Origin of the sequence: Flavobacterium sediminilitoris, from assembly GCF_023008245.1 — a bacterium.
Taxonomy (GTDB): domain Bacteria; phylum Bacteroidota; class Bacteroidia; order Flavobacteriales; family Flavobacteriaceae; genus Flavobacterium; species Flavobacterium sediminilitoris.
Window position 1 is genome coordinate 2,757,725 of the sequence record NZ_CP090145.1, and the last position, 22,940, is coordinate 2,780,664.

Annotated in this window: 20 protein-coding genes; 15 read left to right on the plus strand and 5 right to left on the minus strand. The window is 29.3% G+C overall.

Annotated elements, in window-relative coordinates; genetic code table 11:
- Positions 1-97: 97 nt before the first annotated feature.
- Positions 98-559 (plus strand): Lrp/AsnC family transcriptional regulator, encoded by a 462-nt coding sequence (locus LXD69_RS12585; RefSeq protein WP_045971687.1) that lies wholly within the window; start codon positions 98-100, stop codon positions 557-559.
- A gap of 25 nt (positions 560-584) precedes the next feature.
- Here LXD69_RS12585 and LXD69_RS12590 read toward each other — a convergent pair whose 3' ends face one another.
- From LXD69_RS12590 to LXD69_RS12600, 3 genes are all read right to left on the minus strand, one after another.
- Entirely contained in the window at positions 585-1,031 is a 447-nt protein-coding gene (locus LXD69_RS12590; RefSeq protein WP_246915671.1) for a cytochrome c oxidase assembly factor Coa1 family protein, read from the minus strand.
- An 81-nt stretch (positions 1,032-1,112) separates the two neighbouring features.
- Positions 1,113-1,493, minus strand: a complete 381-nt coding sequence (locus LXD69_RS12595) for a RidA family protein (protein ID WP_045971684.1) — start codon at positions 1,491-1,493, stop codon at positions 1,113-1,115.
- 47 nt (positions 1,494-1,540) lie between these two features.
- A complete protein-coding gene (locus LXD69_RS12600; protein ID WP_246915672.1) occupies positions 1,541-4,282 on the minus strand; it encodes a putative LPS assembly protein LptD in 2,742 nt (913 codons plus the stop codon).
- A 64-nt stretch (positions 4,283-4,346) separates the two neighbouring features.
- Between LXD69_RS12600 and LXD69_RS12605 the strand changes: the two genes are divergently transcribed.
- The 11 genes from LXD69_RS12605 (at position 4,347) to LXD69_RS12655 (ending at position 15,394) form a co-directional block, all read left to right on the plus strand.
- A complete protein-coding gene (locus LXD69_RS12605; protein WP_246915673.1) occupies positions 4,347-5,492 on the plus strand; it encodes an N-acetylmuramoyl-L-alanine amidase in 1,146 nt (381 codons plus the stop codon).
- 34 nt (positions 5,493-5,526) lie between these two features.
- Complete coding sequence (locus LXD69_RS12610; RefSeq protein WP_246915674.1) at positions 5,527-6,492, plus strand: MlaD family protein; 966 nt, start codon at positions 5,527-5,529, stop codon at positions 6,490-6,492.
- Positions 6,493-6,498: 6 nt separating this feature from the next.
- Positions 6,499-7,830 (plus strand): (Fe-S)-binding protein, encoded by a 1,332-nt coding sequence (locus tag LXD69_RS12615; RefSeq protein WP_045971680.1) that lies wholly within the window; start codon positions 6,499-6,501, stop codon positions 7,828-7,830.
- Positions 7,831-7,833: 3 nt separating this feature from the next.
- Positions 7,834-8,280, plus strand: coding sequence for an LNS2 domain-containing protein (locus LXD69_RS12620; RefSeq protein ID WP_045971678.1), 447 nt, complete (start codon positions 7,834-7,836; stop codon positions 8,278-8,280).
- Between the two features lie 77 nt (positions 8,281-8,357).
- Positions 8,358-9,149 carry a (Fe-S)-binding protein gene (locus tag LXD69_RS12625; RefSeq protein ID WP_246915675.1) on the plus strand — a complete coding sequence of 264 codons (792 nt, stop codon included), beginning with the start codon at positions 8,358-8,360 and terminating at the stop codon, positions 9,147-9,149.
- 1 nt (position 9,150) lies between these two features.
- Positions 9,151-9,753, plus strand: coding sequence for a hypothetical protein (locus tag LXD69_RS12630; RefSeq protein WP_246915676.1), 603 nt, complete (start codon positions 9,151-9,153; stop codon positions 9,751-9,753).
- Between the two features lies 1 nt (position 9,754).
- Positions 9,755-10,237: a hypothetical protein gene (locus LXD69_RS12635; protein WP_045971671.1), complete on the plus strand. Its 483-nt coding sequence runs from the start codon at positions 9,755-9,757 to the stop codon at positions 10,235-10,237.
- A gap of 72 nt (positions 10,238-10,309) precedes the next feature.
- Positions 10,310-13,243, plus strand: coding sequence for a glycoside hydrolase family 3 N-terminal domain-containing protein (locus LXD69_RS12640; RefSeq protein ID WP_246915677.1), 2,934 nt, complete (start codon positions 10,310-10,312; stop codon positions 13,241-13,243).
- Between the two features lie 3 nt (positions 13,244-13,246).
- The gene (locus LXD69_RS12645; RefSeq protein WP_246915678.1) at positions 13,247-13,702 is read left to right on the plus strand and encodes a DUF1801 domain-containing protein; all 456 of its coding nucleotides are present in this window, start codon (positions 13,247-13,249) and stop codon (positions 13,700-13,702) included.
- Between the two features lie 132 nt (positions 13,703-13,834).
- Positions 13,835-14,968 (plus strand): N-acetyl-alpha-D-glucosaminyl L-malate synthase BshA, encoded by a 1,134-nt coding sequence (bshA, locus tag LXD69_RS12650; RefSeq protein ID WP_246915679.1) that lies wholly within the window; start codon positions 13,835-13,837, stop codon positions 14,966-14,968.
- Positions 14,969-15,394: a protease complex subunit PrcB family protein gene (locus LXD69_RS12655; RefSeq protein ID WP_246915680.1), complete on the plus strand. Its 426-nt coding sequence runs from the start codon at positions 14,969-14,971 to the stop codon at positions 15,392-15,394.
- 38 nt (positions 15,395-15,432) lie between these two features.
- Here the strand turns inward: LXD69_RS12655 and LXD69_RS12660 are convergent, their stop codons facing one another.
- Complete coding sequence (locus LXD69_RS12660; RefSeq protein WP_045971664.1) at positions 15,433-15,933, minus strand: hypothetical protein; 501 nt, start codon at positions 15,931-15,933, stop codon at positions 15,433-15,435.
- A gap of 318 nt (positions 15,934-16,251) precedes the next feature.
- On the opposite strand from LXD69_RS12660, the gene aroC reads away from it, so the two are divergent.
- The 3 genes from aroC (at position 16,252) to LXD69_RS12675 (ending at position 20,391) form a co-directional block, all read left to right on the plus strand.
- Entirely contained in the window at positions 16,252-17,313 is a 1,062-nt protein-coding gene (gene aroC / locus LXD69_RS12665; RefSeq protein ID WP_246915681.1) for a chorismate synthase, read from the plus strand.
- Between the two features lie 294 nt (positions 17,314-17,607).
- The gene (locus LXD69_RS12670) at positions 17,608-19,152 is read left to right on the plus strand and encodes a T9SS-dependent choice-of-anchor J family protein (protein WP_246915682.1); all 1,545 of its coding nucleotides are present in this window, start codon (positions 17,608-17,610) and stop codon (positions 19,150-19,152) included.
- Between the two features lie 117 nt (positions 19,153-19,269).
- Positions 19,270-20,391, plus strand: a complete 1,122-nt coding sequence (locus LXD69_RS12675) for a cysteine desulfurase family protein (protein WP_246915683.1) — start codon at positions 19,270-19,272, stop codon at positions 20,389-20,391.
- An 83-nt stretch (positions 20,392-20,474) separates the two neighbouring features.
- Here the strand turns inward: LXD69_RS12675 and LXD69_RS12680 are convergent, their stop codons facing one another.
- Positions 20,475-22,880, minus strand: a complete 2,406-nt coding sequence (locus LXD69_RS12680) for an alpha-ketoacid dehydrogenase subunit alpha/beta (RefSeq protein WP_246915684.1) — start codon at positions 22,878-22,880, stop codon at positions 20,475-20,477.
- Between the last annotated feature and the right edge of the window lie 60 nt (positions 22,881-22,940).

Genomic DNA, 22,940 nt, shown 5'->3' on the forward strand with positions numbered 1-22,940 from the left:
ATAACGCAAAATTATAGGTTTAATATTGATTATTTTGCGCAAAATATGTACTATATCACAATAAAAAATGTAATTTTAAAAGCTAAATGATTAAATTATGCGTTTACTGGATGAGTATGATAAAAAAATATTAAGTTTTCTTCAAAAAAACAATAAAATCACAACAGAAGAGCTTAGCCATAAAATCAATTTGAGCCAAAGTGCTATTCAAAGAAGAATAACAAAAATGCGTAATGAAAATGTTATTCAAGCTGATATTTCTATAATTTCTCCTGAAGCAATAGGTATTGGAATAACATGTATCATTGATGTTATATTATATGAAGGAAATTCAAAAGCAATAGATGAGTTTAAAATTGCGATGAAAAGTTGCAAAGAAGTTTCACAATGTTATTATGTAACAGGAACGTATGATTTTGTATTAATCACTCACACAAAAGATATGCGACATTTTGAAGAGTTTCAAAAAATACACCTTATGGATAACAAAAATCTAAAGCATTTTTACACTCATGTGGTAATGGATAATGTGAAAATGGATTATGGTGTAATAGTATAAAATTAAAAAAAATGGAATTATAATATTAATGTACTTCAATAGAATCTTTTAAAATTTGAATTTCTTCTTTAGGATTTTTAATTCTAATGTTAATTTTTTTATACTCCCATTTTGTTCCATTTTTATCAGCAATAATGTCTATTTTCCCTTTTCTTTTACTGCCTTCTATTCTTAGCGATAGTGCTACCGAACTATTGTTGTTGGAATAAATAGCATCTCCTTCAATAAAGGCTAGTTTATCAATTGGTTTAATATCTCCAATTATTTCTAAAACTCTTTCATTTGATCTAGCTTTTTCAATTGTTTTTTCATAAAGAGAATTATCAGAATACGCTTGAGCAATATCAGTTGCATTTCCATTAATACTCAATGCTAAGAAGAGTCCAGTTAAAATAGAGAAAAGTAGTGTTGGTAAAAACCATTTCCAATTTCTTTTCCACCAGTTTTGTTCAATAATTAATTGATTATTCATTACTACTTTTTTTAATTATTACTATAAAAAAATCCTATCAATTTTTATGATAGGATTCAATTTTATATTCTTATTCCATGATTATTTAATTGCTAACATTGAAATTTCAACATTAACATTTTTTGGTAAGCATGCTACTTGTACTGTTTCTCTTGCTGGCGCTGTTTTCTCATCAAAATAACGACCATAAATACCATTTATTTTAGCAAAATCATTCATATCACTAATAAAAATAGTCGATTTTACTACATTTTCAAATGTCATTTCAGCAGCTTCTAAAACAGCTTTCATATTTTCCATTACTTGTTTAGTTTCAGTTTCAATATTATCTAAAACTAATTCACCATTTGCGGGATTAATAGCAATTTGCCCTGAAGTATATAGTGTGTTTCCTACTAAAACAGCTTGATTGTATGGGCCAATAGGAGCTGGAGCTTTGTCTGTAAAAATTATTTTTTTCATAAGAATACTTTTTATAAATAAATATTGTTCATTTTAAGTATGGAAAATTACCTAAAAACTCTATCTGGTAATTGACGTTTTTCCCATTTAATGTCACTAAGAACAGAAGAACTTATTCCGATAAAGAAACCCCAATAACTATTTGTTCCATAAGGAACCCAGTTAAAACTCATTCTCCAACTTTCCAAATCTCTTTCAAAACGTAGTTGTGTAAAAGTGACTCCTTTTTGTTTAAAATCATATCCAGAAGAGAATCCAACTTTCCATCTAGGAGCCATTTCAATATTTCCAGACATCATTAAAGAATGTGATCCAATCTCATTTTCTCTATTTCGATTATTATATGTAACAGAATACGCTAAGTTTAAATCCCAAGGCAGTTTGGTATTATACCATTCATCGCTTGTGTCTTCATCTTCATCTTCGCCATCTTTGTTAAAAAGACTTTCTCTATTATCATTTAGATTTGAACCAATACCAAATAGATCGTCTTGTCTACCACCATTTTGAGCGGTCTGATTAGAAGCGTTAGTATTACCTTTATTATTAAAATCAGTACTTGAAAAAGCATAATTAACCGTCATGTTTGCACTGGTCATTCTGAATAAACTTCCACCATTATCAATATTAAAACGCTCAATTCTTGTTCCTGAGTTATCAATTGCATACGGATCTAGAGTAGTAGCAAAATTGACATTCATTTTTTGTTTGAATAATAATGTACCACCACTTACTCTTAATGGAGCTAAAGCTAAAGAATCGGCTGCTAAATTATATGTTGTTGCAATGTTTAAACTATTTAAAAGCATTACTTTTTTAGGCTTTCCGGTGGTGCTTTCATCATCTCTAACTTTTGCTTCAAAGGAATTGCTAAGAGAGAAACCAACACTACTTGCATAAACTTTCCCTGGAGCTCCAAAAAGTCCACCTTCAAAACGAGTATAATCACTCATTGTATTTCCAGTTGCATCTATAGCATAAGTGTCATAGTATTTTTCAAAACTTGGAGCATAACTATAAGATATATTTGGTCTCATGACATGTCTTATGGCTTGAATTTTTTTATCTTCCCCAAAGTCAAATGTTCCATAAATAGTAGTTCCTAAATTAGCACTGAAATTATAAGTTCTAAATGCATCAAACCCTTTAACATCTTCAGTAATTATTTTGTTTTCAGAAGAACTAAAAGACTTTTCTACAGTATTCAAAGTCCATACTTCATTGTAATTTGCACTAGTTGTAACACTAAAATGGTTGAGCAATTTAAAGTTTGTACTAATTGGAATAGAGTGTTGAAAACCTGTTTTAGCATCTCTAAACATTTGAGGTTTAAAGAAAAGAGAATCTGCGGTTGTAATTCTATTTTCTCCTCTTAAATTGTATTGGAAATTAATATTCTTAAAAAAACCTTTCTTAATCCCGTCTTTTGGAGCAAAAGGAAAAATACGATCAACACTAGCTTGTAGAGTTGGTAAAGTCATATTAATTAATTCTGTATTTGTGTTTTGATTATGTGTTGCAGATAATGAAAAGTTAATTTGTGGTATCGTTTGGAATGTTTTTGAATAAGATATAGACGAACTTAAGTTGTTATTTAAACTAGAACCAACATTAGCTAAATTAACAGATTGTCTAAAATATTGACTACTTCCAAGGTTTACAGATGCTGAAAAACGAGAATTTGCAGCAGCTTTTGCATCTTGGCTATGCGACCACTGAATGTTGTATTGAGATGATCTCGAATAATCAGGTAATCCTTTCTCGCTCTGAATATTATTCTCAAGTCTAAAATTAACGCGTCCATTATATTTATAACGTTTAGCATAGCTACTTTCAAAACGCAAACCATAACTACCATTTGTGTAATAATCACCTAAAATTGCTAAGTCATAATAATCACTAAGTGCAAAATAATAACCACCATTTTGTAGAAAATAACCTTGTTGATTAGATTGACCAGGAGTTGGAACAATAAAACCAGAAGTACTTTCTTCTGTCATTGGAAAATAAGAAAAAGGCAAGAATAAAGGAGTTGGAACATCTGCTATATACAAATTAGTAAATCCAGCTACTACTTTTTTCTTTGGAACAAATTTTACCTTTCTAACTAAAAAATAATATTCAGGATCAAGAACATTTTTAGAAGTAGTTATTCTTGCATTCTTTAAAAAGTAAACAGAATCATTCTCTCTTTTAGACTTTTCAGCTAAAATATTCATTTCTCCTTGCTTTGTTTTAGAATTCCAAACTAAAGCTTTTTTTGTTTTAAAATTAAATCGAATAGAATCAGGTTCAATAATGTTTTCCCCTTGTTTAAAAACAGGATACTGAGTGTAATTTCCTAAACTATCTTTTATTCTACCAGCATAAACCTCATTCTTTTCATAATTTAGAATAATTATCCCAGCTTTTAATTCAATATCAGTATAGTATAACTCGGCCTCATTATAAAGTGTAAGTTCTTTTGTTTTTTGATTAGCCTTTTCATAATCTTTTGCTTTTCGCTTAACAATTCCTTCAAGTAAAGGTTTCTTTTTAATACTGTCATTTTTTATAGTAATCTCTTCAGGATTATTATTGGTCGTTTTTTTAACGGAATCATTAACAATGATTGCTCCACTTTCATTTAACTGAACAGTTTTTTTCCCAGATTCAAAAGTTTTTTTTGTCTTTATTTCTTGAGAATAGATAGTCGTTTTTCCAGTTATTAGAAAAAGGACTAAAAAAACGATATAAAATAACTTTGTATGCAACACTAATAATAGTATTTTTGTATAAATTTGGCTCACTTTTTGAAGTGTCAAACTTACATATATTTTTTTGCAAAAATAAGTTTTTAATAAAATTATAACGATGCTAAACAAAACAAGTTGTTTTCTAAAAATAAAAAATAAATTTAAAGTACTAGTAATTATTGTATTAGTACTTCAAAGTATGATGGTTTTTTCTCAATCAAAATCAAAATTTAAAGTAGTTTTAGATGCTGGTCATGGAGGAAAAGATTATGGAAATGTACATCATGGATTTGTTGAAAAAAAGATTGCTTTAGCAGTGACATTAAAAGTTGGTGAATATTTAAGTAAAGATTCAGATTTCGACTTTGTATATTCAAGGAAAACAGATGTTTTTGTTGAATTAAAAGATAGAGCAATTAACGCCAATAAAGAAGATGCAGATTTATTTGTATCAATTCATTGTAACGCAGCAAAAAACTATTCAGCATTTGGAACAGAAACTTTCGTTATGGGATTAAGTAGAAGTACAACAAACTTAGAAGTAGCAAAAAATGAAAATTCTGTAATTCTTTTAGAAGATGATTACAAAGAAAATTATAAAGGATTTGACCCAAATAGACCAGAATCTTTAATTGGACTTAAAATTTTACAAGAAGAATATTTAAATCAAAGTATTGAATTAGCAGCTTTTGTTGAAGATAATTTTAAAAATGGATTAAGTAAGAAAAGTAGAGGAGTAAAGCAAGCACCTTTATGGGTTTTAGACGCATCTTATATGCCTGGTGTCTTAATTGAAATAGGTTTTTTGTCAAATAAAGTAGAAGGGACTTATTTAAACACAGAAACAGGTCAGAATGAAATTGCAAAAGCCATTGCAGATGCAATTCTATCTTATAAAAAAGATTACTTTAAAGTTTCATCAACAGGTAATGTTCCTAAAACCGTACAAACAGAGGTTAAAAAAGTGGAAGGAAATACATCAGCTGCTAGTGAAATAAAAGAAATAAAAACTAAAATTGAATTTAAAGTTCAAATATCAGCAAGTAATTCAAATATAAAAACAGTCCCTTCAAACTTTAAAGGATTGAAAGATATTAGTGTGGAACATGTAGGAAAACTATATAAATATTTTTACGGAAACGAATCATCTTATGATGAAGCTAAAAAAAGAGTAGAAGAAGCAAAAGCAAAAGGCTATAAATCTGCTTTTGTTGTTGCTTATAAAGATGGAGTAAAAATTAACCTATCTGATGCGATTAAATAAAATAAAGTTTTATTTTTGTTAAAAATAATTTATTTTGAAACTGACACGAGAAATTAAAACCGCAATTTTAGTTATTTCCTCAATTTTACTTTTTATATGGGGATATCAATTTTTAAAAGGTAAAAACTTATTTGATGCAAGTAAAAAGATATATGTTATTTACGACTCTGTAGAAGGATTAGAACCTTCTTCATCTGTGAAAATAAAAGGAGTTACAGTAGGAAGAGTAAATAAATATGATTTTTTAGAAAATAGAAAAGTATTGGTAGAATTATCAATTACTTCAGATTATCCTATATCAAAATCAAGTATTGCAGAATTAACAGGTTCATCGCCATTAGGAGGAAAAGAAATTATTATTATTCCAAATGATGATGATTCAAATTTGATAGCGTCTGGTGAATATCTTAAAGCAACATCGAAGTTAGGATTAACAGATGCTTTTGCAAAACAGATAGTACCTTTAAAAGATAAAGTTAATCTATTATTAGAAAATGCAAATGTGTTATTTTCAAACTTTAATGAGATACTAGATAAAAAAGCAAAAGCTGATTTAAAAAACAGTTTATCAGAGCTAAATAAAACATTAACAGAGTTTAGTGGTGTTTCTAAAAACTTGAATAGTTTATTAGCTAATAATAAGGCTAAATTAGATGCTTCATTTACAAATTTAGACAAAACAACAGCAAATTTTGCAGTAATGTCTGATTCCTTAGCAAAAGCAAACTTAGGTGAAACAGTTAAAAGTTTAGAAAAGACATTAGCTAATGTAGATAAAATAATGACCGATATTGAAGCAGGAAAGGGAACAATGGGGAAACTAATGAAAGATGAAGCCATGTACACAAACTTTACTAATGCTTCTAAAGAATTAGAATTGTTGTTGCAAGATCTAAGACTACACCCTACTCGCTATGTAAATGTCTCGGTTTTTGGAAAGAAAAACAAACCTTATGTTGCACCAGAGATTAATGATAAAAACGAACAGATAAAAGACTAATTTACTATGAATATTTTACCAAACATTTTATTTGCCATTCTTTTAATAGCAGGAATAGGATATTTTGCTCGAAATGTAAAAAAATTAATTCGAAATATTAAATTAGGTCAAAACGTAAATAGAAAAGATAATCCTTCAGCTCGTTGGAAAAACATGGCGATGATTGCTCTTGGGCAATCCAAAATGGTAAAAAGACCTGTTGCCGGAATATTGCATATTATTGTTTATTTAGGATTTATAATTATAAACTTAGAAGTACTTGAAATTATCATTGATGGTCTTTTTGGAACACATAGAGTTTTTAGATTTTTAGGAGGATTTTATGATATACTTATAGGTTCATTCGAAATCTTAGCATTTTTAGTATTAATAGCTATTATTATTTTCTGGGTAAGAAGAAACGTTATAAAACTAAAACGATTTTGGAAACCAGAAATGAAAGGATATCCAAAAAATGATGCTAATTACATTTTGTATTTTGAATTAGTGTTGATGTCTTTATTCTTATTAATGAATGCTGCTGATTTACATTTGCAATTTGTTGAAGGCGGATTTGGTCATTACCATCAAGCAGGTTCATTTCCAATTTCACAATTTATAGCTCCAATTTTTAATGGTATTGATAATAATGTTGTGGCTCTAATTGAAAGAGCAGCATGGTGGCTACATATTTCAGGAATCTTAGTGTTCTTAAATTATTTATATTTTTCTAAGCATTTGCATATTCTATTAGCTTTTCCAAATACTTATTTTGCAGATTTAAATGCAAAAGGAAAAATTGATAACTTAGAAAGTGTTACTAACGAAGTAAAATTAATGATGGACCCATCGGTTGATCCGTTTGCAGCTCCTGCAAATCCAGATGCTGTGCCTGCAAAATTTGGAGCTTCTGATGTGCAAGACTTAAATTGGGTTCAGTTGTTAAATGCTTATACCTGTACAGAGTGCGGACGTTGTACTTCTTCTTGTCCTGCAAATCAAACAGGGAAAAAGCTTTCTCCTAGAAAAATCATGATGGATACACGTGATAGACTAGAACAAGTAGGAAAAAATATTGATGCAAATAAAGGAACTTTTGTTGAAGACGGAAAGTCTTTATTAAATGATTTTATTACGCCAGAAGAGCTTTGGGCATGTACTTCTTGTAACGCTTGTGTTGAAGAATGTCCTGTAAATATTAGTCCTTTATCTATTATTATGGATATGAGACGTTATTTAGTAATGGAACAAAGTGCAGCTCCAATGGAGTTGAATAATATGATGACAAACATTGAAAACAATGGAGCGCCTTGGCAATATAATCAAATGGATAGGTTAAACTGGAAAAACGAAGATTAAAAAATGAAGAAAGAAGAAATAGAAGGGAAATTACAAACCTTAACAATTAATGGAGAACATTTAAGTCCAATTTTACCCGAAGGAATTAAAAATTACCTTATAGATATTGACGGAACAATTTGTGATGATATTCCTAATGAAGAGCCAGAACGAATGGCTACTGCGGAAGTATATCCAGATGCTTTGGCTACTTTGAATAAATGGTATGACGAAGGACATATAATTTTCTTTTTCACTTCAAGGACAGAAGCACATAGAGAAGTTACTGAAACTTGGTTGAAAAAGTATGGATTTAAATATCATGGAATGTTGATGGGGAAACCACGTGGAGGAAATTACCATTGGATAGATAATCACTTAGTAAAAGCAACTCGTTATAGAGGTAAATTTACAGATTTAGTAGATAAAGAAGTTACCATTCAAGTTTTTGATGACGAACATCACGAATAAATAATTAAAAATAAAAAATTTGAAGTTTGTATTATTTTATCTTAAAATATAAACTTTAAACTTTAAACATAAAATGTATGTCTGAAAATATTATAGTGCCTACAATGGCTGAAATGATGGCAGAAGGCAAACAACCTGAAGTTCTATTCTGGGTTGGTTGTGCTGGAAGTTTTGATGATAGAGCAAAAAAAATTACAAAAGCATTTGTGAAAATATTAAATAGAGCAAATGTCCCTTTTGCAGTTTTAGGTACTGAAGAAAGCTGTACAGGTGATCCAGCTAAACGTTCTGGAAATGAATTTTTATTCCAAATGCAAGCCATGACAAATATTGAAGTCATGAATGCTTATGAAGTAAAAAAAATCGTTACTGCTTGTCCACACTGTTTTAATACATTAAAAAATGAATATCCAGAATTAGGAGGTCAATACGAAGTGGTTCATCATACACAATTTTTAAAATCATTATTAGATGATGGTCGTTTAACAATTGAAGGTGGACAATTTAAAGGTAAGAAAATTACATTTCATGATCCATGTTATTTAGGAAGAGCAAACAATGTATACGAAGCACCTAGAGATTTGATTCAAAAATTAGATGCTGAACTAGTTGAAATGAAGCGATCTAGAGCAAATGGATTGTGTTGTGGAGCAGGTGGAGCACAAATGTTTAAAGAACCAGAAAAAGGAGATAAAGACATTAATGTTGAAAGAACAGAAGATGCAATTGAGACAAAAGCAGATATTATAGCTGCTGGTTGTCCATTTTGTAACACTATGATGACAGATGGAGTTAAATTTAAAGAAAAAGAAAGTAGAGTCAAAGTACTTGATATAGCAGAATTAATTGCAAACGCACAAGATTTATAATATGAAAAAAATAATCGTCCTTTTATTGATTACGCAATCAATTTTTGCGCAAAAGCTTTCAAAAGAAGAGCTAATAAAGAAAATTTCAGATCAAACATGTCAATGTTCGCAGGAAAAAAACATTAATAAAGATAATCTAGATATAACTTTAGGGTTATGTATTATTGAATCGATTAATAAATTTGAAAAAGATGTTGAAAAACATTTCGGAAAAGATATTCTTGGAAATGAAGAAAAGATGACAGAAATTGCAGAAAGCGTAGGTATGCAATTAGCTTTTAATTGTCCAAGTTTTTTAAAACTGATAAATGAAATGGAAGAAGAAAATATTGGTTCTGATGATTTTCAAGATGATTTATCAATTTCAGGAAAAATTATTGCAACAAAATCTGAACAGTTTTTAACATTTACACTTAAAGAAGATTCAGGTAAAACAAATTCATTTTTAATATTAGAAAATTTCGAAAATTTATTTTTATTAAAAGATGCAGTTGTGAAACCAACAGATAATGTGAAAGTGCTTTATTATGAAGCAAATTTATATGATGCAAAAAGTAATAAAGTTGTTCCTTTTAAAGTTGTATTAGATATTATAAAACAATAAAATGTATATACCATTTGACACACTACCATTGCATTCTAGAATCTGGATTTATCAATCTAATAGAAAGTTTACAGATGAAGAAATCGCTCAAATAGAGGAAGAAACTAAAACTTTTATTGAAAGCTGGTCTGCACATGGTCAAAGTTTAGAGGCTTCTTTTAAATTAGAATACAATCGATTTATAATAATCGCAGTAAATCAAGATATTCAAGCAGCTACAGGATGTTCAATTGATGCATCTGTACAATTTATTCAAAGCCTTGAACAGAAGTTTAACGTTGATTTACTTGATAAAATGAATGTTACTTTTAAACTAGGCGAACATATAGCACACAAACCACTAATTGAGTTTAAAAAAATGGCCAAAGAAAAAGCTGTTTCTGCTAACACAATAGTTTTTAATAATTTAGTAAATACAATAGAAGAGTGGCAAGATTTTTGGGAAGTTCCAGCTAGTGATAGTTGGCACAATCGATTTTTTTAAACTTTTTTTTTACTATATTTGAAAATCATCATTAGACCAACTTAATGATGATTTTTTTTAAATACAATTCAGATGTTAAAATATTCAACTTTCATATTTCTATCAATATTTTCACTAATAATTAAACCGAAAAGATTAATTACAAATCTACATCATTCTAATGCTAAAGTAGATAGCACACTTTATTTTCAGCAAAAATGGGTAGATAGTGTATATAATAAGTTAGATTTTGAAGAAAAAGTGGGTCAGTTGTTTATGGTAGCTGCTTATTCTAATAAAAATGAAGAGCATTATAAAGATATTGATGATTTAGTAACACAACATAAAATAGGTGGAGTTATATTCTTTCAAGGAGGACCAATAAGGCAATCCCAATTAACAAATAGATATCAATCTAAATCAAAAATTCCATTATTTGTTGGAATTGATGCAGAATGGGGATTGAGTATGCGTTTAGACTCAACGTATAGATATCCATGGAATATGACTCTTGGAGCTATTCAAGATCATAATTTGATACGAAAAATGGGGAAGCAAATGGCAGAACAATCGAAAAGAATGGGAATTCATTTCAATTTTGCTCCAGTTGTTGATATAAATACAAATCCCAAAAACCCTATTATTGGAAATCGATCTTTTGGAGAAGATAAAATTAATGTAACCAATGCAGCTATTGCTTTAATGGATGGATTACAGAGTGAAGGCGTTCTTGCAACAGCAAAACATTTTCCAGGACATGGAGATACAGAAGCAGACTCACATCATACATTACCACTTGTAAAACACAGTAAACAGAGACTAGATTCTATTGAATTGTATCCATATAGAGAAATGATAAGAAAAGGATTGGCAAGTGTTATGGTTGCACATTTAGATGTTCCAAGTATAGAATCTAGAAAAGGATACCCTACATCTATTTCTTATAATGTTATTACTAATATTTTAAAGAATGAATTAAAGTTTAATGGATTGGTAATTACTGACGCTTTAAATATGAAAGGAGCTAGTAATTTTAAACAACCAGGAGACATAGATTTAGAAGCTTTTTTAGCAGGGAACGATATTTTACTTTTTCCAGAAAATGTACCTGTTGCTATTCAAAAAATAAAAGAAGCATTTGATGATAAAAAAATTACCGAAGAAAGATTAGCTGCTTCTGTAAAAAAGATTCTAAAATATAAATATCAAGTAGGTTTAAATAATTATAAACCAATAAAAATTGAAAATCTTTATGAAGATTTGAATAAATCAGAATATGATGCAATGAACTATACATTGTATGAAAATGCTATAACAACTCTTAAAAATAAAGATAAAATTATTCCAATTAAAAATTTAGAAGAAGAAAAAATTGCCTACTTAAAATTAGGGGATGATACTTCTGAAACATTTTTAAATGTACTTAATAAGTATGCGCGAGTTGACGAGATTACAACTAAAGGTTTAAATGAAACACTACTTGAATTAAAAAAGTATTCTAAAGTTATTATAGGATATCATAGAGCAGATGGAGCATGGAAAAACCATAATTTAAATCAAGAAGATGTAAATTGGCTTAATAAAATAGCAAAACAAAATAAAGTAATTGTTACTTTTTTTACAAAACCATATTCATTGTTAAGAATAGCTAATTTTGATAGTTTTGAGGGGTTAATTTTAGCTTATCAAAATAACGATTTTTCTCAAACAGTTGCAGCAGAAGCTATTTTTGGAGCTATTGGAACAAAAGGAAAAATTCCAGTTTCAATAAATAATGATTTTTATACTAATGATGGAATTAATACAAATAATATTGGAAGATTAGGATTTGAATCTCCTGAAAATGTAGGACTTAATTCTAATGTTTTATCAAGAATTGATTCTATTGCAAATTATGCAATCAATGAAAAAATGACGCCAGGAGCACAAATAATTGTTGCAAGAAGAGGGAAAGTAGTATATCAAAAATCATTTGGTTATCACACGTATGATAAAAATATAAATGTTAAAAATACAGACTTATACGATGTAGCTTCATTAACTAAAATCTTATCGACTTTACCTAATTTAATGATTCAGTTTGATAAAGAAAAAGTAAAATTAGATACTAAATTAAGTACAATGTTGCCTGTTTTTAAAGGAACAAATAAAGCAAATGCAACATTATTAGATATGTTAACACATCAAGCAAGATTTAAAGCATGGCTTCCTTTTTATAAAGAAACTTTGGATAAAACAACAGGAAAACCAAGTGAAAAGTATTACAGAAAAGCATATTCAAAAGAATTTCCTATTCAAGTTTCTGAAAATTTATATTTAAGAAAAGATTATAATGATTCTATAATAAAAGCTATTGCGGATAGTGATTTGTTACCAAAAGTAAAATATAAGTATAGTGATTTTTCATTTATTTTAATGAAAGAGTATTTAGAAAGATCTACTGGTAAAAAATTAGATGTTTTGGCGAATGAGAACTATTATTCTAAATTAGGAGCTACAAGCACAATGTATAATCCTTTGCAGAAATTCGATATGAATGATATAATTCCTACAGAAATAGATAATTATTATAGATACGAAGCAATACAAGGATATGTTCATGATATGGGAGCTGCAATGCAAGGAGGAGTTTCAGGTCATGCAGGATTATTTTCAAATGCCTTAGACGTTGCAAAAATAATGCAAATGTTTATGCAGAAAGGAAATTATGGAGGAGATCAGTTTTTCTCTGAGAAAACATTTAACGCTTTTAATACGTGTTATTATTGTAAAGATAAAAACAGAAGAGGATTAGGATTTGATAAACCTCAATTAGGAGAATCAGGACCTACATGTGGTTGTGTTTCAATGACTAGTTTTGGTCATACAGGTTTTACAGGAACAATGGCTTGGGCAGATCCAGAAAAAGAAATAGTATATGTTTTCTTATCAAATAGAACATATCCAGAAGCAACAACGAATGTATTGTCAAGGGAAAATATTAGAGAAAATATTCAGAAAGTAATTTACGAAGCAATAATGGACTAAGTTATGGTATCAACTGCAAAAACTCCTGAAGAATATATAAAAGAAGCACCTGAGGAAAGAAAAGGTACACTTTTAAAACTTCGAGAAGTAATTTTAAAAAATCTTCCAAAAGGATTTGAAGAAAGAATGAGTTATGGTATGATTGGATATATTGTCCCGCATGAAATTTATCCTTCTGGTTATCATTGCGATCCAAAATTACCTTTACCGTTTATGAGTTTTGCTTCTCAAAAAAATAGTATTAACTTTTATCATATGGGTATATATGCAAATAAAGAACTCTATAATTGGTTTGCTTCTGAATACCCAAAGTACTCTAAGAAAAAATTAGATATGGGAAAAAGTTGTATAAGATTTAAAAAAGCAGAAGATATTCCTTTTCAATTAATAGGCGAATTAATCTCAAAAATTACAGTTCAAAATTGGATTAATACTTATGAAATAACTATAAAGAAGTAAGTTTCTAATCTAGTTTTTAGTCACAATCTATATTTTTAATCTGTATTTTTATAGAATTAATGTAATAATTTAACGAATATTTAAAAATCAAGATAATAAAATTATGGTACTTTTAACGTTTAAAAAAAATCAATGAAAATAGCTATAGTTTGTTATCCTACTTTTGGCGGAAGTGGAGTAGTTGCAACAGAGTTAGGACTTGAGTTAGCAAGAAAAGGACACGAAATCCATTTTATTACATATAGTCAGCCTGTTCGATTAGCCTTATTAAGTCAAAATATTTATTATCACGAAGTACACGTTCCAGAATATCCTTTATTTCATTATCAGCCATACGAGTTAGCTTTATCAAGTAAGTTAGTTAATATGGTAAAATTGTATGGAATAGAAGTTTTACATGTGCATTATGCAATTCCACATGCGTATGCTGGTTACATGGCAAAACAAATGCTTGAGGAAGAAGGAATAAAAATCCCAATGGTAACAACATTACATGGAACAGATATTACTTTAGTAGGAAATCATCCATTTTATAAACCAGCAGTAAGTTTTAGTATTAATAAATCAGATATTGTTACAAGTGTTTCACAAAGTCTAAAAGATGATACTTACAGATTGTTTGATATTACAAATGACATCAAAGTAATTCCTAATTTTATTGAAATTAATAAAGAAAGAATGGATGAAAATACTCCATGTCATCGGTCTTTAATGGCAACCGAAGAAGAAAAAGTAGTTACTCATATCTCCAATTTTAGAAAAGTAAAAAGAATAGAAGATGTTGTTAGGATCTTTTATGAAATCCAAAAGAAGATACCTGCAAAATTGATGATGGTTGGAGATGGTCCAGAGAAAGAAGGAGCAGAAAATTTATGCGTTCAGTTAGGAATTCATAACAAAGTAATTTTCTTTGGAAATAGTAATGAAATAGATAAAATTTTATGTTATACCGATTTATTCTTATTGCCATCAGAAACAGAAAGTTTTGGGTTAGCAGCTTTGGAAGCAATGGCATGCGGAGTACCTGTAATTTCTAGTAACTCTGGAGGTTTGCCAGAAGTAAACATAAATGGAGTAACAGGATATTTAAGTGATGTAGGTGATATAGAAGATATGAGTAAAAACGCAATTACAATTCTTCAAGATGATCAAAAAATAAATACATTCAAGAAAAATGCTTTAAAAAGAGCAAGTGAGTTTGATATTAAAAAAATATTACCACTTTATGAAGAAGTATATCAAAGTGCAATTAATCTATATAAGTAAATGAAAACAATTTTATTCACAACACTATTACTACTTACAATGTCTTGTAGTTCAAGTAAAAAAGATATTACCATGGATTTTAATACAATTTACAGTGCTTCTTACGGTGGAAATGAAGAAAAAGGACATCTTATAATAGATAATAAAGATGATTTTATTAAAGAGTTAGAAAGACTTGAAATTACAGAATTTGTACCAAATATCTCAGAGATTAATTTTAATAAAAATAATATTATAATATTACATTTAGGACAAAAAAGTACAGGAGGATTTTCAATAGATATTGATAAGATAGAGTTACTTGAAAATGAGTTGGTTGTTTATTCAAAGATTATTACATCAAAAGAAAAATATGTAACAATGGCACTAACAAATCCATATTGTATATCAATCATTCCAAAAGTCGAAAAATACAATGTAAAATAAAAAATAAAAAAGAGGAACTATTAGTTCCTCTTTTTTTATTAAAATCTATATCTAATACCTAAAGCGATATCTGGACCGAAGTTATCTTCTCTAAAATCATCAGAATTAAAATAAATTTCTGGCCTAAAGTCTAATGATAATTGTAAAGGAAAATCAAATAAATATTCAATTCCTATATCTCCAGCAGCAAAAAAGTAAGCACCGTTATCTTTATATTTATAACCATTTTGGTTATAATTATAACTCCAGCTACCTAATCCACCACCAACTCCAGCATACCAATTAAATCCACCGTCAATATTCCAAACCCATTGGTATAAACCAGCCAATTTAATAGCATCAACATGATTACTATTTCTCCAGCCAAGATCTAATTCTAAACGATTGTTGTCAGATAAACCTCTTTGATAAGAAATTTCACCACCAAAACCATCATTGTCTCCTAATCTTAACCCTAATGCGTTTTTAGAAATTTCTTGAGCTTGTGTGCTTAGTGCTAATCCTATTAGCATAAAAACCGATAAAATTATTTTTCTCATTTTATTTATTTTAATTGTTTTAAGCAAAATTAAACCTTTTAACGATATTTTGATTACAATATTGCATAAAAAGGTGTAAAATACTCAAATTTTAAAACGTTATAAATATAATCAACTGATAATCAAGTAATTGTACTTTTTTGTAAATAACTATAAATGTTTAAGTGATAACTTATTAAAATAATAATTAAATTTGTTGTTTAAATTAAAGAAGCCAAGCTATTGGTATTTTTTAAATGTATGTCCCGCTGTACGCTTTTACAAGGTAATCACTTCCATCGGGGCTATTAATCAAACACTTGGAGTAAAATTATAATTATGGCAGGAAATTCATTTGGAACACTATTTAGACTTTCAACATTTGGAGAATCGCATGGAGAAGCATTAGGAGGAATTATTGACGGTTGTCCAGCTGGTATTGAATTAGATATTGAGGCTATAATAAAAGAAATGCAAAGAAGAAAGCCAGGTCAATCTAGTATAGTTACTCAAAGAAAAGAGGAAGATGAAGTTCAATTTTTATCAGGTATTTTTGAAGGAGTTACTACAGGTACACCAATAGGCTTTATAATTCCTAATACTAATCAAAAATCAAATGATTATTCACATATTAAAGATACATATAGACCAAGTCATGCAGACTATGTTTATGAAAAAAAATATGGAATTCGCGATTACAGAGGAGGAGGAAGAAGTTCAGCAAGAGAAACGGCAAGTAGGGTTGTAGCAGGAGCAGTTGCAAAACAAATCATTCCTCAAATAAAAATTAATGCATTTGTATCTGCTGTTGGAGAAATAACATTAGATAAACCATATCAAGAAATAGATTTTTCAAAAATAGAAAGCAATGCTGTTCGTTGTCCAGATTTGGAATTGGCTATAAAAATGGAAGAACACATTAAAGAAATAAAAAAACAAGGTGATACAGTTGGAGGAGTTGTAACATGTGTAATTCAAAATGTTCCTATCGGTTTAGGAGAACCTGTTTTTGATAAACTTCATGCGGAATTAGGTAAAGCAATGTTGTCTATAAATGCAGTAAAAGGATTTGAATTTGGAAGTGGATTTAATGGAGCAAAAATGAAAGGAAGTGAGCATAATGACTCCTTTAATGAAGATGGAACAACAAAAACAAATTTATCGGGAGGAATTCAAGGAGGAATAAGCAATGGAATGGATATTTATTTTAAAGTAGCATTTAAACCTGTTGCCACACTTTTACAGAAACAAGAAGTATTAGATAATAAAGGTAATTTGATAGAGCAACAAGGAAAAGGAAGGCATGATCCATGTGTAGTTCCTAGAGCAGTTCCTATTGTAGAAGCAATGGCAGCATTAGTTTTAGCTGACTTTTATTTATTATCTAAAACATATTTATAAAGTATTGGTTGAAAAACAAAAAAGGGAGTCTTATAATAAGACTCCCTTTTTTGTTTTTTCATAATTGTTTTTATATAATTTAATAGATTAAACATTGTAGTTTTTTATGACAATTAAGCTAAAAGTAAGTTCGTGTATTTCCGATTTAAATTCGGTAGTATTTGAATATTATAGATTTTTAATAAAATTAATACTTAAAAAGTTAAATATTTTTTTTTGTATTATTTTTATTATAGAATATTTATTTTTTAGTTATATTTACCAACTATTAATTAAAAAAAAATTAAATAAATTATGAAAAAAACATTACTATTATTGGTTTTTGGAACAATAAATTTTATTTCTGCTCAGGTTTTTACTGAAAATTTTGATGGAATAGGTTCAGGTATGTCATCTTGGACAATTTATAACCAAGATAACTTAGTGCCGAATTCTCAAGTAAGTTTTGTAGATAATGCTTGGATAGAGGCTGCAGAAGAGTTTGATAATAATATTGCAATGAGTACTTCTTATTATAGTCCTGCAGGAACCTCAAATGATTGGTTAGTATCTCCTCAAATTACTTTACCTGCTGGAACAAAGACATTATATTTTGACGCAAGATCTTATGATTCTGCATATAAAGATTCTTATAAAGTATATATATCTACTTCAGGTAACGCTGTGTCTAATTTTACTACTGAATTGTTTTCACAAGGTGATGGAGTGACAGGAACTACGGGTGAAAATGTTGCATGGACTAAAAGAAGTATTGATTTATCTTCTTATTCAGGACCAATTTATATCGCTTTTAGGAATTTTTCAACGGATATGTTTTTGCTTGGAATAGATAATGTTTCTATTGTTGCTAATACATGTACTCCACCAAATAGAGCATTTACAACATCTGCTATTACAAATAATAGTGTTACTTTGAATTGGAACGCAATAACGGGAGCTACTGGTTATGACGTAGCGTTAGTATTACCAGGAGAAGTCCCAACTGTTCAAGCTACGCCTACAACAAATTCATATACTTTTTCTGCTTTAACAGAAAGCACTCGTTATCAATTTTATATTCGAAATTCATGTGGAAGTTCATGGGTTGGACCTTATTCTGTTTTTACTTCTAATTCTTTACCATATAACTATGGTTTTGAAACTACTGCTGCTAATGAAGGCTATTTTGCAGATGGTTGGTCGGGCGCATTTAATTTAAATAACAATGCTGAAGCGGCTTATTATGCAGATGGAGTTCAAATGGTTTTTAGTAATTCATCTACAACAGCAGTAACAGATAGATGGCTGTTTTCAAGACCAATATATTTAACGGCAGGAGAGCAAGTAACTTTACAATTTTCAACAAGATCTACAAGTACTACAATCTCAAATACATTGTTAGCTAAAGTAGGAACAGCTCCTACAGTTGCAGACCAAACTACAACTTTGAGTACTGTTTCTGTAATAGGGACTAGCTTTGTTGTTAATACAGCATCTTATACAGCTCCAAGTGCAGGAATTTATTATTTTTCATTTAATCATAATAATCCTATTACAACTGCTTTAACTTCACTTGTTTTGGATAAAATTGAATTTTCATCTGTTCTTTCATCGAGTTCTTTTGAAAACACAAACATTTCAATCTATCCAAACCCTGTAAATGATGTGGTTAATATTTCATCTCCAGATTTTGAAATTCAAACTATCTCTATAACAGATATAAATGGTAGAGTTGTTAAAAATATTAAAGTAAATAATACAACAACAAATATTAATGTTTCTGATTTAAATTCAGGGGTATACTTTATGAGTGTTAATACTCTTGATGGAAACATCATTAAGAAGTTTGTTAAGAATTAATTTTTAGATATTAATCTATATTGAAACAGTTGTGTAAATCTTTATACAACTGTTTTTTTGTTTTAAATAAATAGTTATACAAGCTCACTTTTATATCTTTGTATTAATATTGTTTTTATGAAAAAGATATATTTAGATAATGCTGCTACAACACCATTAAGGAAAGAGGTTGTGCAAACGATGACAACTATTTTGTTAGAGAATTATGGAAATCCATCGTCGTCTCATAGTTTTGGAAGAGAAACAAAAACAATATTAGAATCTGCGAGAAAGAGTATTGCAAAACTAATGAATACTCAAGCTTCTGAAATTATTTTTACGTCAAGTGCAACTGAAGCTACAAATTGGATTTTGCGTGGTGCAGTGAAAGACTTAGGAGTAAAGAGAATTATTACATCAAAAATTGAACATCATGCTACTTTACATACTATTATGGTATTAGAACAGGAGTTTGGTGTTGAAATTGTATATCTTCCTGTTCTTTCTAATGGAGTTATTGATATTACTAGTTTAGAGAGTCTTTTTGAAGACGAGGTTTCTACTTTAGTTTCTTTAATTCATGTGAATAATGAATCGGGAGAAATTTTGGATATAGAAGAAGTAGGGAAATTGTGTCAATTGAATAAAGTACTTTTTCATTGTGATATGGTGCAATCAGTAGGTAAGATTAAGATAGATTTACAACAACTTCCTGTTGATTTTATAGTAGGAAGTGCGCATAAATTTCATGGTCCTAAGGGTGTTGGTTTCGCTTTTATTAGAAAAAATATTGTATTGCAACCACTAATTTATGGAGGAGAACAAGAAAAAGGTTTTCGTGCTGGAACTGAAGCAGTTCATCAAATAGCTGGTATGGCGAAAGCTTTAGAGTTGTCTTATGACTATTTAGAAAAAGAACGAAAATATATTACTGATTTAAAAGAATACTGTATCTCGCAATTACAATTAACTTTTCCAGATATTAAAATTATAGGAAAACAGGTGTTTTATAATATAGTTAATGTGATTTTGCCTTTTGAAAGTAGTAAAATAGGAATGTTATTATTTTTATTAGATATGAAAGGTGTGGCAGTTTCAAGAGGAAGTGCGTGCCAAAGTGGAAGTAGTAAGCCATCTCATGTTTTGGCTGAGTTTTTATCCTTAGAAGATCAACAAAAACCTAATATTAGAATTTCATTTAGTCATTTCAATACAAAAGAAGATATTGATGGTTTGATTGAAGCGCTAAAAACAATATAAAAGTGTTTTGAAATATTTAAATTTAATAAAAAAACAAAAAAGAGGCTCTATAAGCCTCTTTTTTAATATATAGTATTGAAATCTTAATATAAACTTGGATATTTAGTTGGATTGGATTCATGCATAATTGCATATACTTTTTCAAAAATATCTTCAGCACTTGGTTTAGAGAAATAATCCCCATCTGTTCCATAAGCAGGTCTATGTGCTTGTGAAGCTAATGTTTGTGGTTCGCTATCTAAGTGTTTGTAACCTTTTTGATTTTCGATAATTTCCTGTAGGATATAAGCACTAGCTCCACCAGGAACATCTTCATCAATAACTAAAAGGCGATTTGTCTTAGCAAGACTTTTTACAATATCATGATTGATATCAAAAGGTAAAAGAGATTGAACATCTATAATTTCTGCATCAATACCAATTTCTAGTAATTCTTTAGCTGCTTGTTCAATTAAACGTAAAGTAGAACCATAAGATACTAATGTAATATCTTTTCCTTCCTTTATAGTCTCAACAACACCAATAGGTGTTTTAAATTCAGCTAAATTGGTAGGCATTTTTTCTTTTAATCGATATCCGTTTAAACATTCAATTACCAAAGCAGGTTCGTCAGTTTCTAATAAAGTATTGTAAAATCCTGCTGCTTTTGTCATGTTTCTAGGAACAAGTACATGAATTCCTCTAATAGCATTGATAATCATTCCCATAGGAGAACCAGAATGCCAAACACCTTCTAAACGATGACCTCGAGTTCTTATTATTAGTGGTGCTTTTTGTCTTCCTTTGGTTCTGTATTGTAAAGTTGCTAAATCATCACTCATTATTTGAATGGCATATAATAAGTAATCTAAATATTGAATTTCAGCAATAGGGCGTAATCCTCTCATTGCCATTCCAATTCCTTGCCCTAAAATAGTTGCTTCACGAATACCAGCATCTGCAACACGGAATTCACCATATTTTTCTTGCATGCCTTCTAATCCTTGATTTACATCTCCAATATTTCCTGAATCTTCTCCAAAAATTAAGGTTTCAGGATATTTTGAAAATATAGTATCAAAATTATCACGTAAAACTAAACGTGCATCTACATCTTCAGCCGTTTCATCATAAGTAGGTTTTACTTCTTTTACTGAAAATATATTTTTATCAGATTGAGAAAATAAATGTGAGCTAAATTTAGGTTGGGTTTTTTCTTGATAAGTAGTTATCCAATTTCCTAAAGTTGTTTTTCCACTTTCATTAATTAGTAAACGTAAGGCTTTACGAGCAGTAGTTAAGACATCTTTTCGAATAGGTTCTTTTAAAACAGATAAATCATTAATATGTTTTTCTATAAAAACTTTATTCGTACTTGTTTCAGCAATTGATTTTAGCAAGGTAATAAGCTCTTCTTGTTCAGCTTTGATAGGTGAAGTAAATGCAGTCCATGCTGCTTTTTTTCCTTCTAAAACGGCTTTTTTTGCTGTTAAATTGATATCTGTTAGTTCTTCTTCAGTTGCAATATTGTTTGCAATTATCCAAAGTTTCATTTGTGCTAAACAGTCAAATTCTGTTTCCCATTCAAGGCGTTCAGTACTTTTATATCTTTCATGACTTCCAGATGTTGAATGCCCTTGAGGTTGTGTTAATTCATTTACGTGAATTAAAACAGGAATGTGTTCTTTTCTTGCTATTTGAGATGCTTTTTGATAAGTTTCCACTAAAGCTGGGTAATCCCATCCTTTTACACGTAGAATTTCATAACCATTATTATCTTCATCTCGTTGAAAACCTTTTAAAATTTCCGAAATATTCTCTTTTGTAGTTTGATATTTTGCATGTACCGAAATTCCATATTCATCATCCCAAACACTCATAACCATTGGAACTTGTAATACACCTGCTGCATTAATGGTTTCAAAAAATAATCCTTCAGATGTAGAAGCATTTCCTATTGTTCCCCAAGCAATTTCATCACCTTGATTAGAAAAATTGGTTTTATTTTCTAATCCTTTTACATTTCTATATATTTTCGATGCTTGTGCTAATCCTAAAAGACGAGGCATTTGACCTGCGGTAGGAGAAATATCAGCACTAGAATTTTTTTGAGCAGTTAAATTATTCCAATTTCCATTTTCATCTAAACTGTGTGTTGCAAAGTGTCCACCCATTTGACGACCAGCGCTCATAGGATCATGATTGATATCTGTATGACCATATAATCCAGCGAAGAATTGTTCAATATTCATTGCGCCAATTGCCATCATGAAGGTTTGGTCTCTGTAATATCCTGAACGGAAATCACCATTTTTAAATGCTTTTGCTAATGCTAATTGAGGTACTTCTTTTCCATCACCAAAAATACCAAATTTAGCTTTACCAGTAAGAACTTCTCTACGTCCTAAAAGACTACATTCTCTACTTGTTACAGCTATTTTATAATCATTGATAACTTCGGTTTTGAAATCTTGAAAAGACAAAGTTTCTTTAGCGACAGAATTACTCATAATGTAAATGTTGTTATTGCAACAAATGTAATTAAATAGGAGTTAAAATGCAATAGTGAA

Excerpts from the sequence above, each read along its gene's own strand:
- LXD69_RS12585 (WP_045971687.1), top strand. The coding sequence starts at position 98 with ATGCGTTTACTGGATGAGTATGATAAAAAAATATTAAGTTTTCTTCAA.
- LXD69_RS12590 (WP_246915671.1), bottom strand. The coding sequence starts at position 1,031 with ATGAATAATCAATTAATTATTGAACAAAACTGGTGGAAAAGAAATTGG.
- LXD69_RS12595 (WP_045971684.1), bottom strand. The coding sequence starts at position 1,493 with ATGAAAAAAATAATTTTTACAGACAAAGCTCCAGCTCCTATTGGCCCA.
- LXD69_RS12605 (WP_246915673.1), top strand. The coding sequence starts at position 4,347 with ATGCTAAACAAAACAAGTTGTTTTCTAAAAATAAAAAATAAATTTAAA.
- LXD69_RS12615 (WP_045971680.1), top strand. The coding sequence starts at position 6,499 with ATGAATATTTTACCAAACATTTTATTTGCCATTCTTTTAATAGCAGGA.
- LXD69_RS12620 (WP_045971678.1), top strand. The coding sequence starts at position 7,834 with ATGAAGAAAGAAGAAATAGAAGGGAAATTACAAACCTTAACAATTAAT.
- LXD69_RS12625 (WP_246915675.1), top strand. The coding sequence starts at position 8,358 with ATGTCTGAAAATATTATAGTGCCTACAATGGCTGAAATGATGGCAGAA.
- LXD69_RS12630 (WP_246915676.1), top strand. The coding sequence starts at position 9,151 with ATGAAAAAAATAATCGTCCTTTTATTGATTACGCAATCAATTTTTGCG.
- LXD69_RS12635 (WP_045971671.1), top strand. The coding sequence starts at position 9,755 with ATGTATATACCATTTGACACACTACCATTGCATTCTAGAATCTGGATT.
- LXD69_RS12640 (WP_246915677.1), top strand. The coding sequence starts at position 10,310 with ATGTTAAAATATTCAACTTTCATATTTCTATCAATATTTTCACTAATA.
- LXD69_RS12645 (WP_246915678.1), top strand. The coding sequence starts at position 13,247 with ATGGTATCAACTGCAAAAACTCCTGAAGAATATATAAAAGAAGCACCT.
- bshA (WP_246915679.1), top strand. The coding sequence starts at position 13,835 with ATGAAAATAGCTATAGTTTGTTATCCTACTTTTGGCGGAAGTGGAGTA.
- LXD69_RS12655 (WP_246915680.1), top strand. The coding sequence starts at position 14,969 with ATGAAAACAATTTTATTCACAACACTATTACTACTTACAATGTCTTGT.
- LXD69_RS12660 (WP_045971664.1), bottom strand. The coding sequence starts at position 15,933 with ATGAGAAAAATAATTTTATCGGTTTTTATGCTAATAGGATTAGCACTA.
- aroC (WP_246915681.1), top strand. The coding sequence starts at position 16,252 with ATGGCAGGAAATTCATTTGGAACACTATTTAGACTTTCAACATTTGGA.
- LXD69_RS12670 (WP_246915682.1), top strand. The coding sequence starts at position 17,608 with ATGAAAAAAACATTACTATTATTGGTTTTTGGAACAATAAATTTTATT.
- LXD69_RS12675 (WP_246915683.1), top strand. The coding sequence starts at position 19,270 with ATGAAAAAGATATATTTAGATAATGCTGCTACAACACCATTAAGGAAA.
- LXD69_RS12680 (WP_246915684.1), bottom strand. The coding sequence starts at position 22,880 with ATGAGTAATTCTGTCGCTAAAGAAACTTTGTCTTTTCAAGATTTCAAA.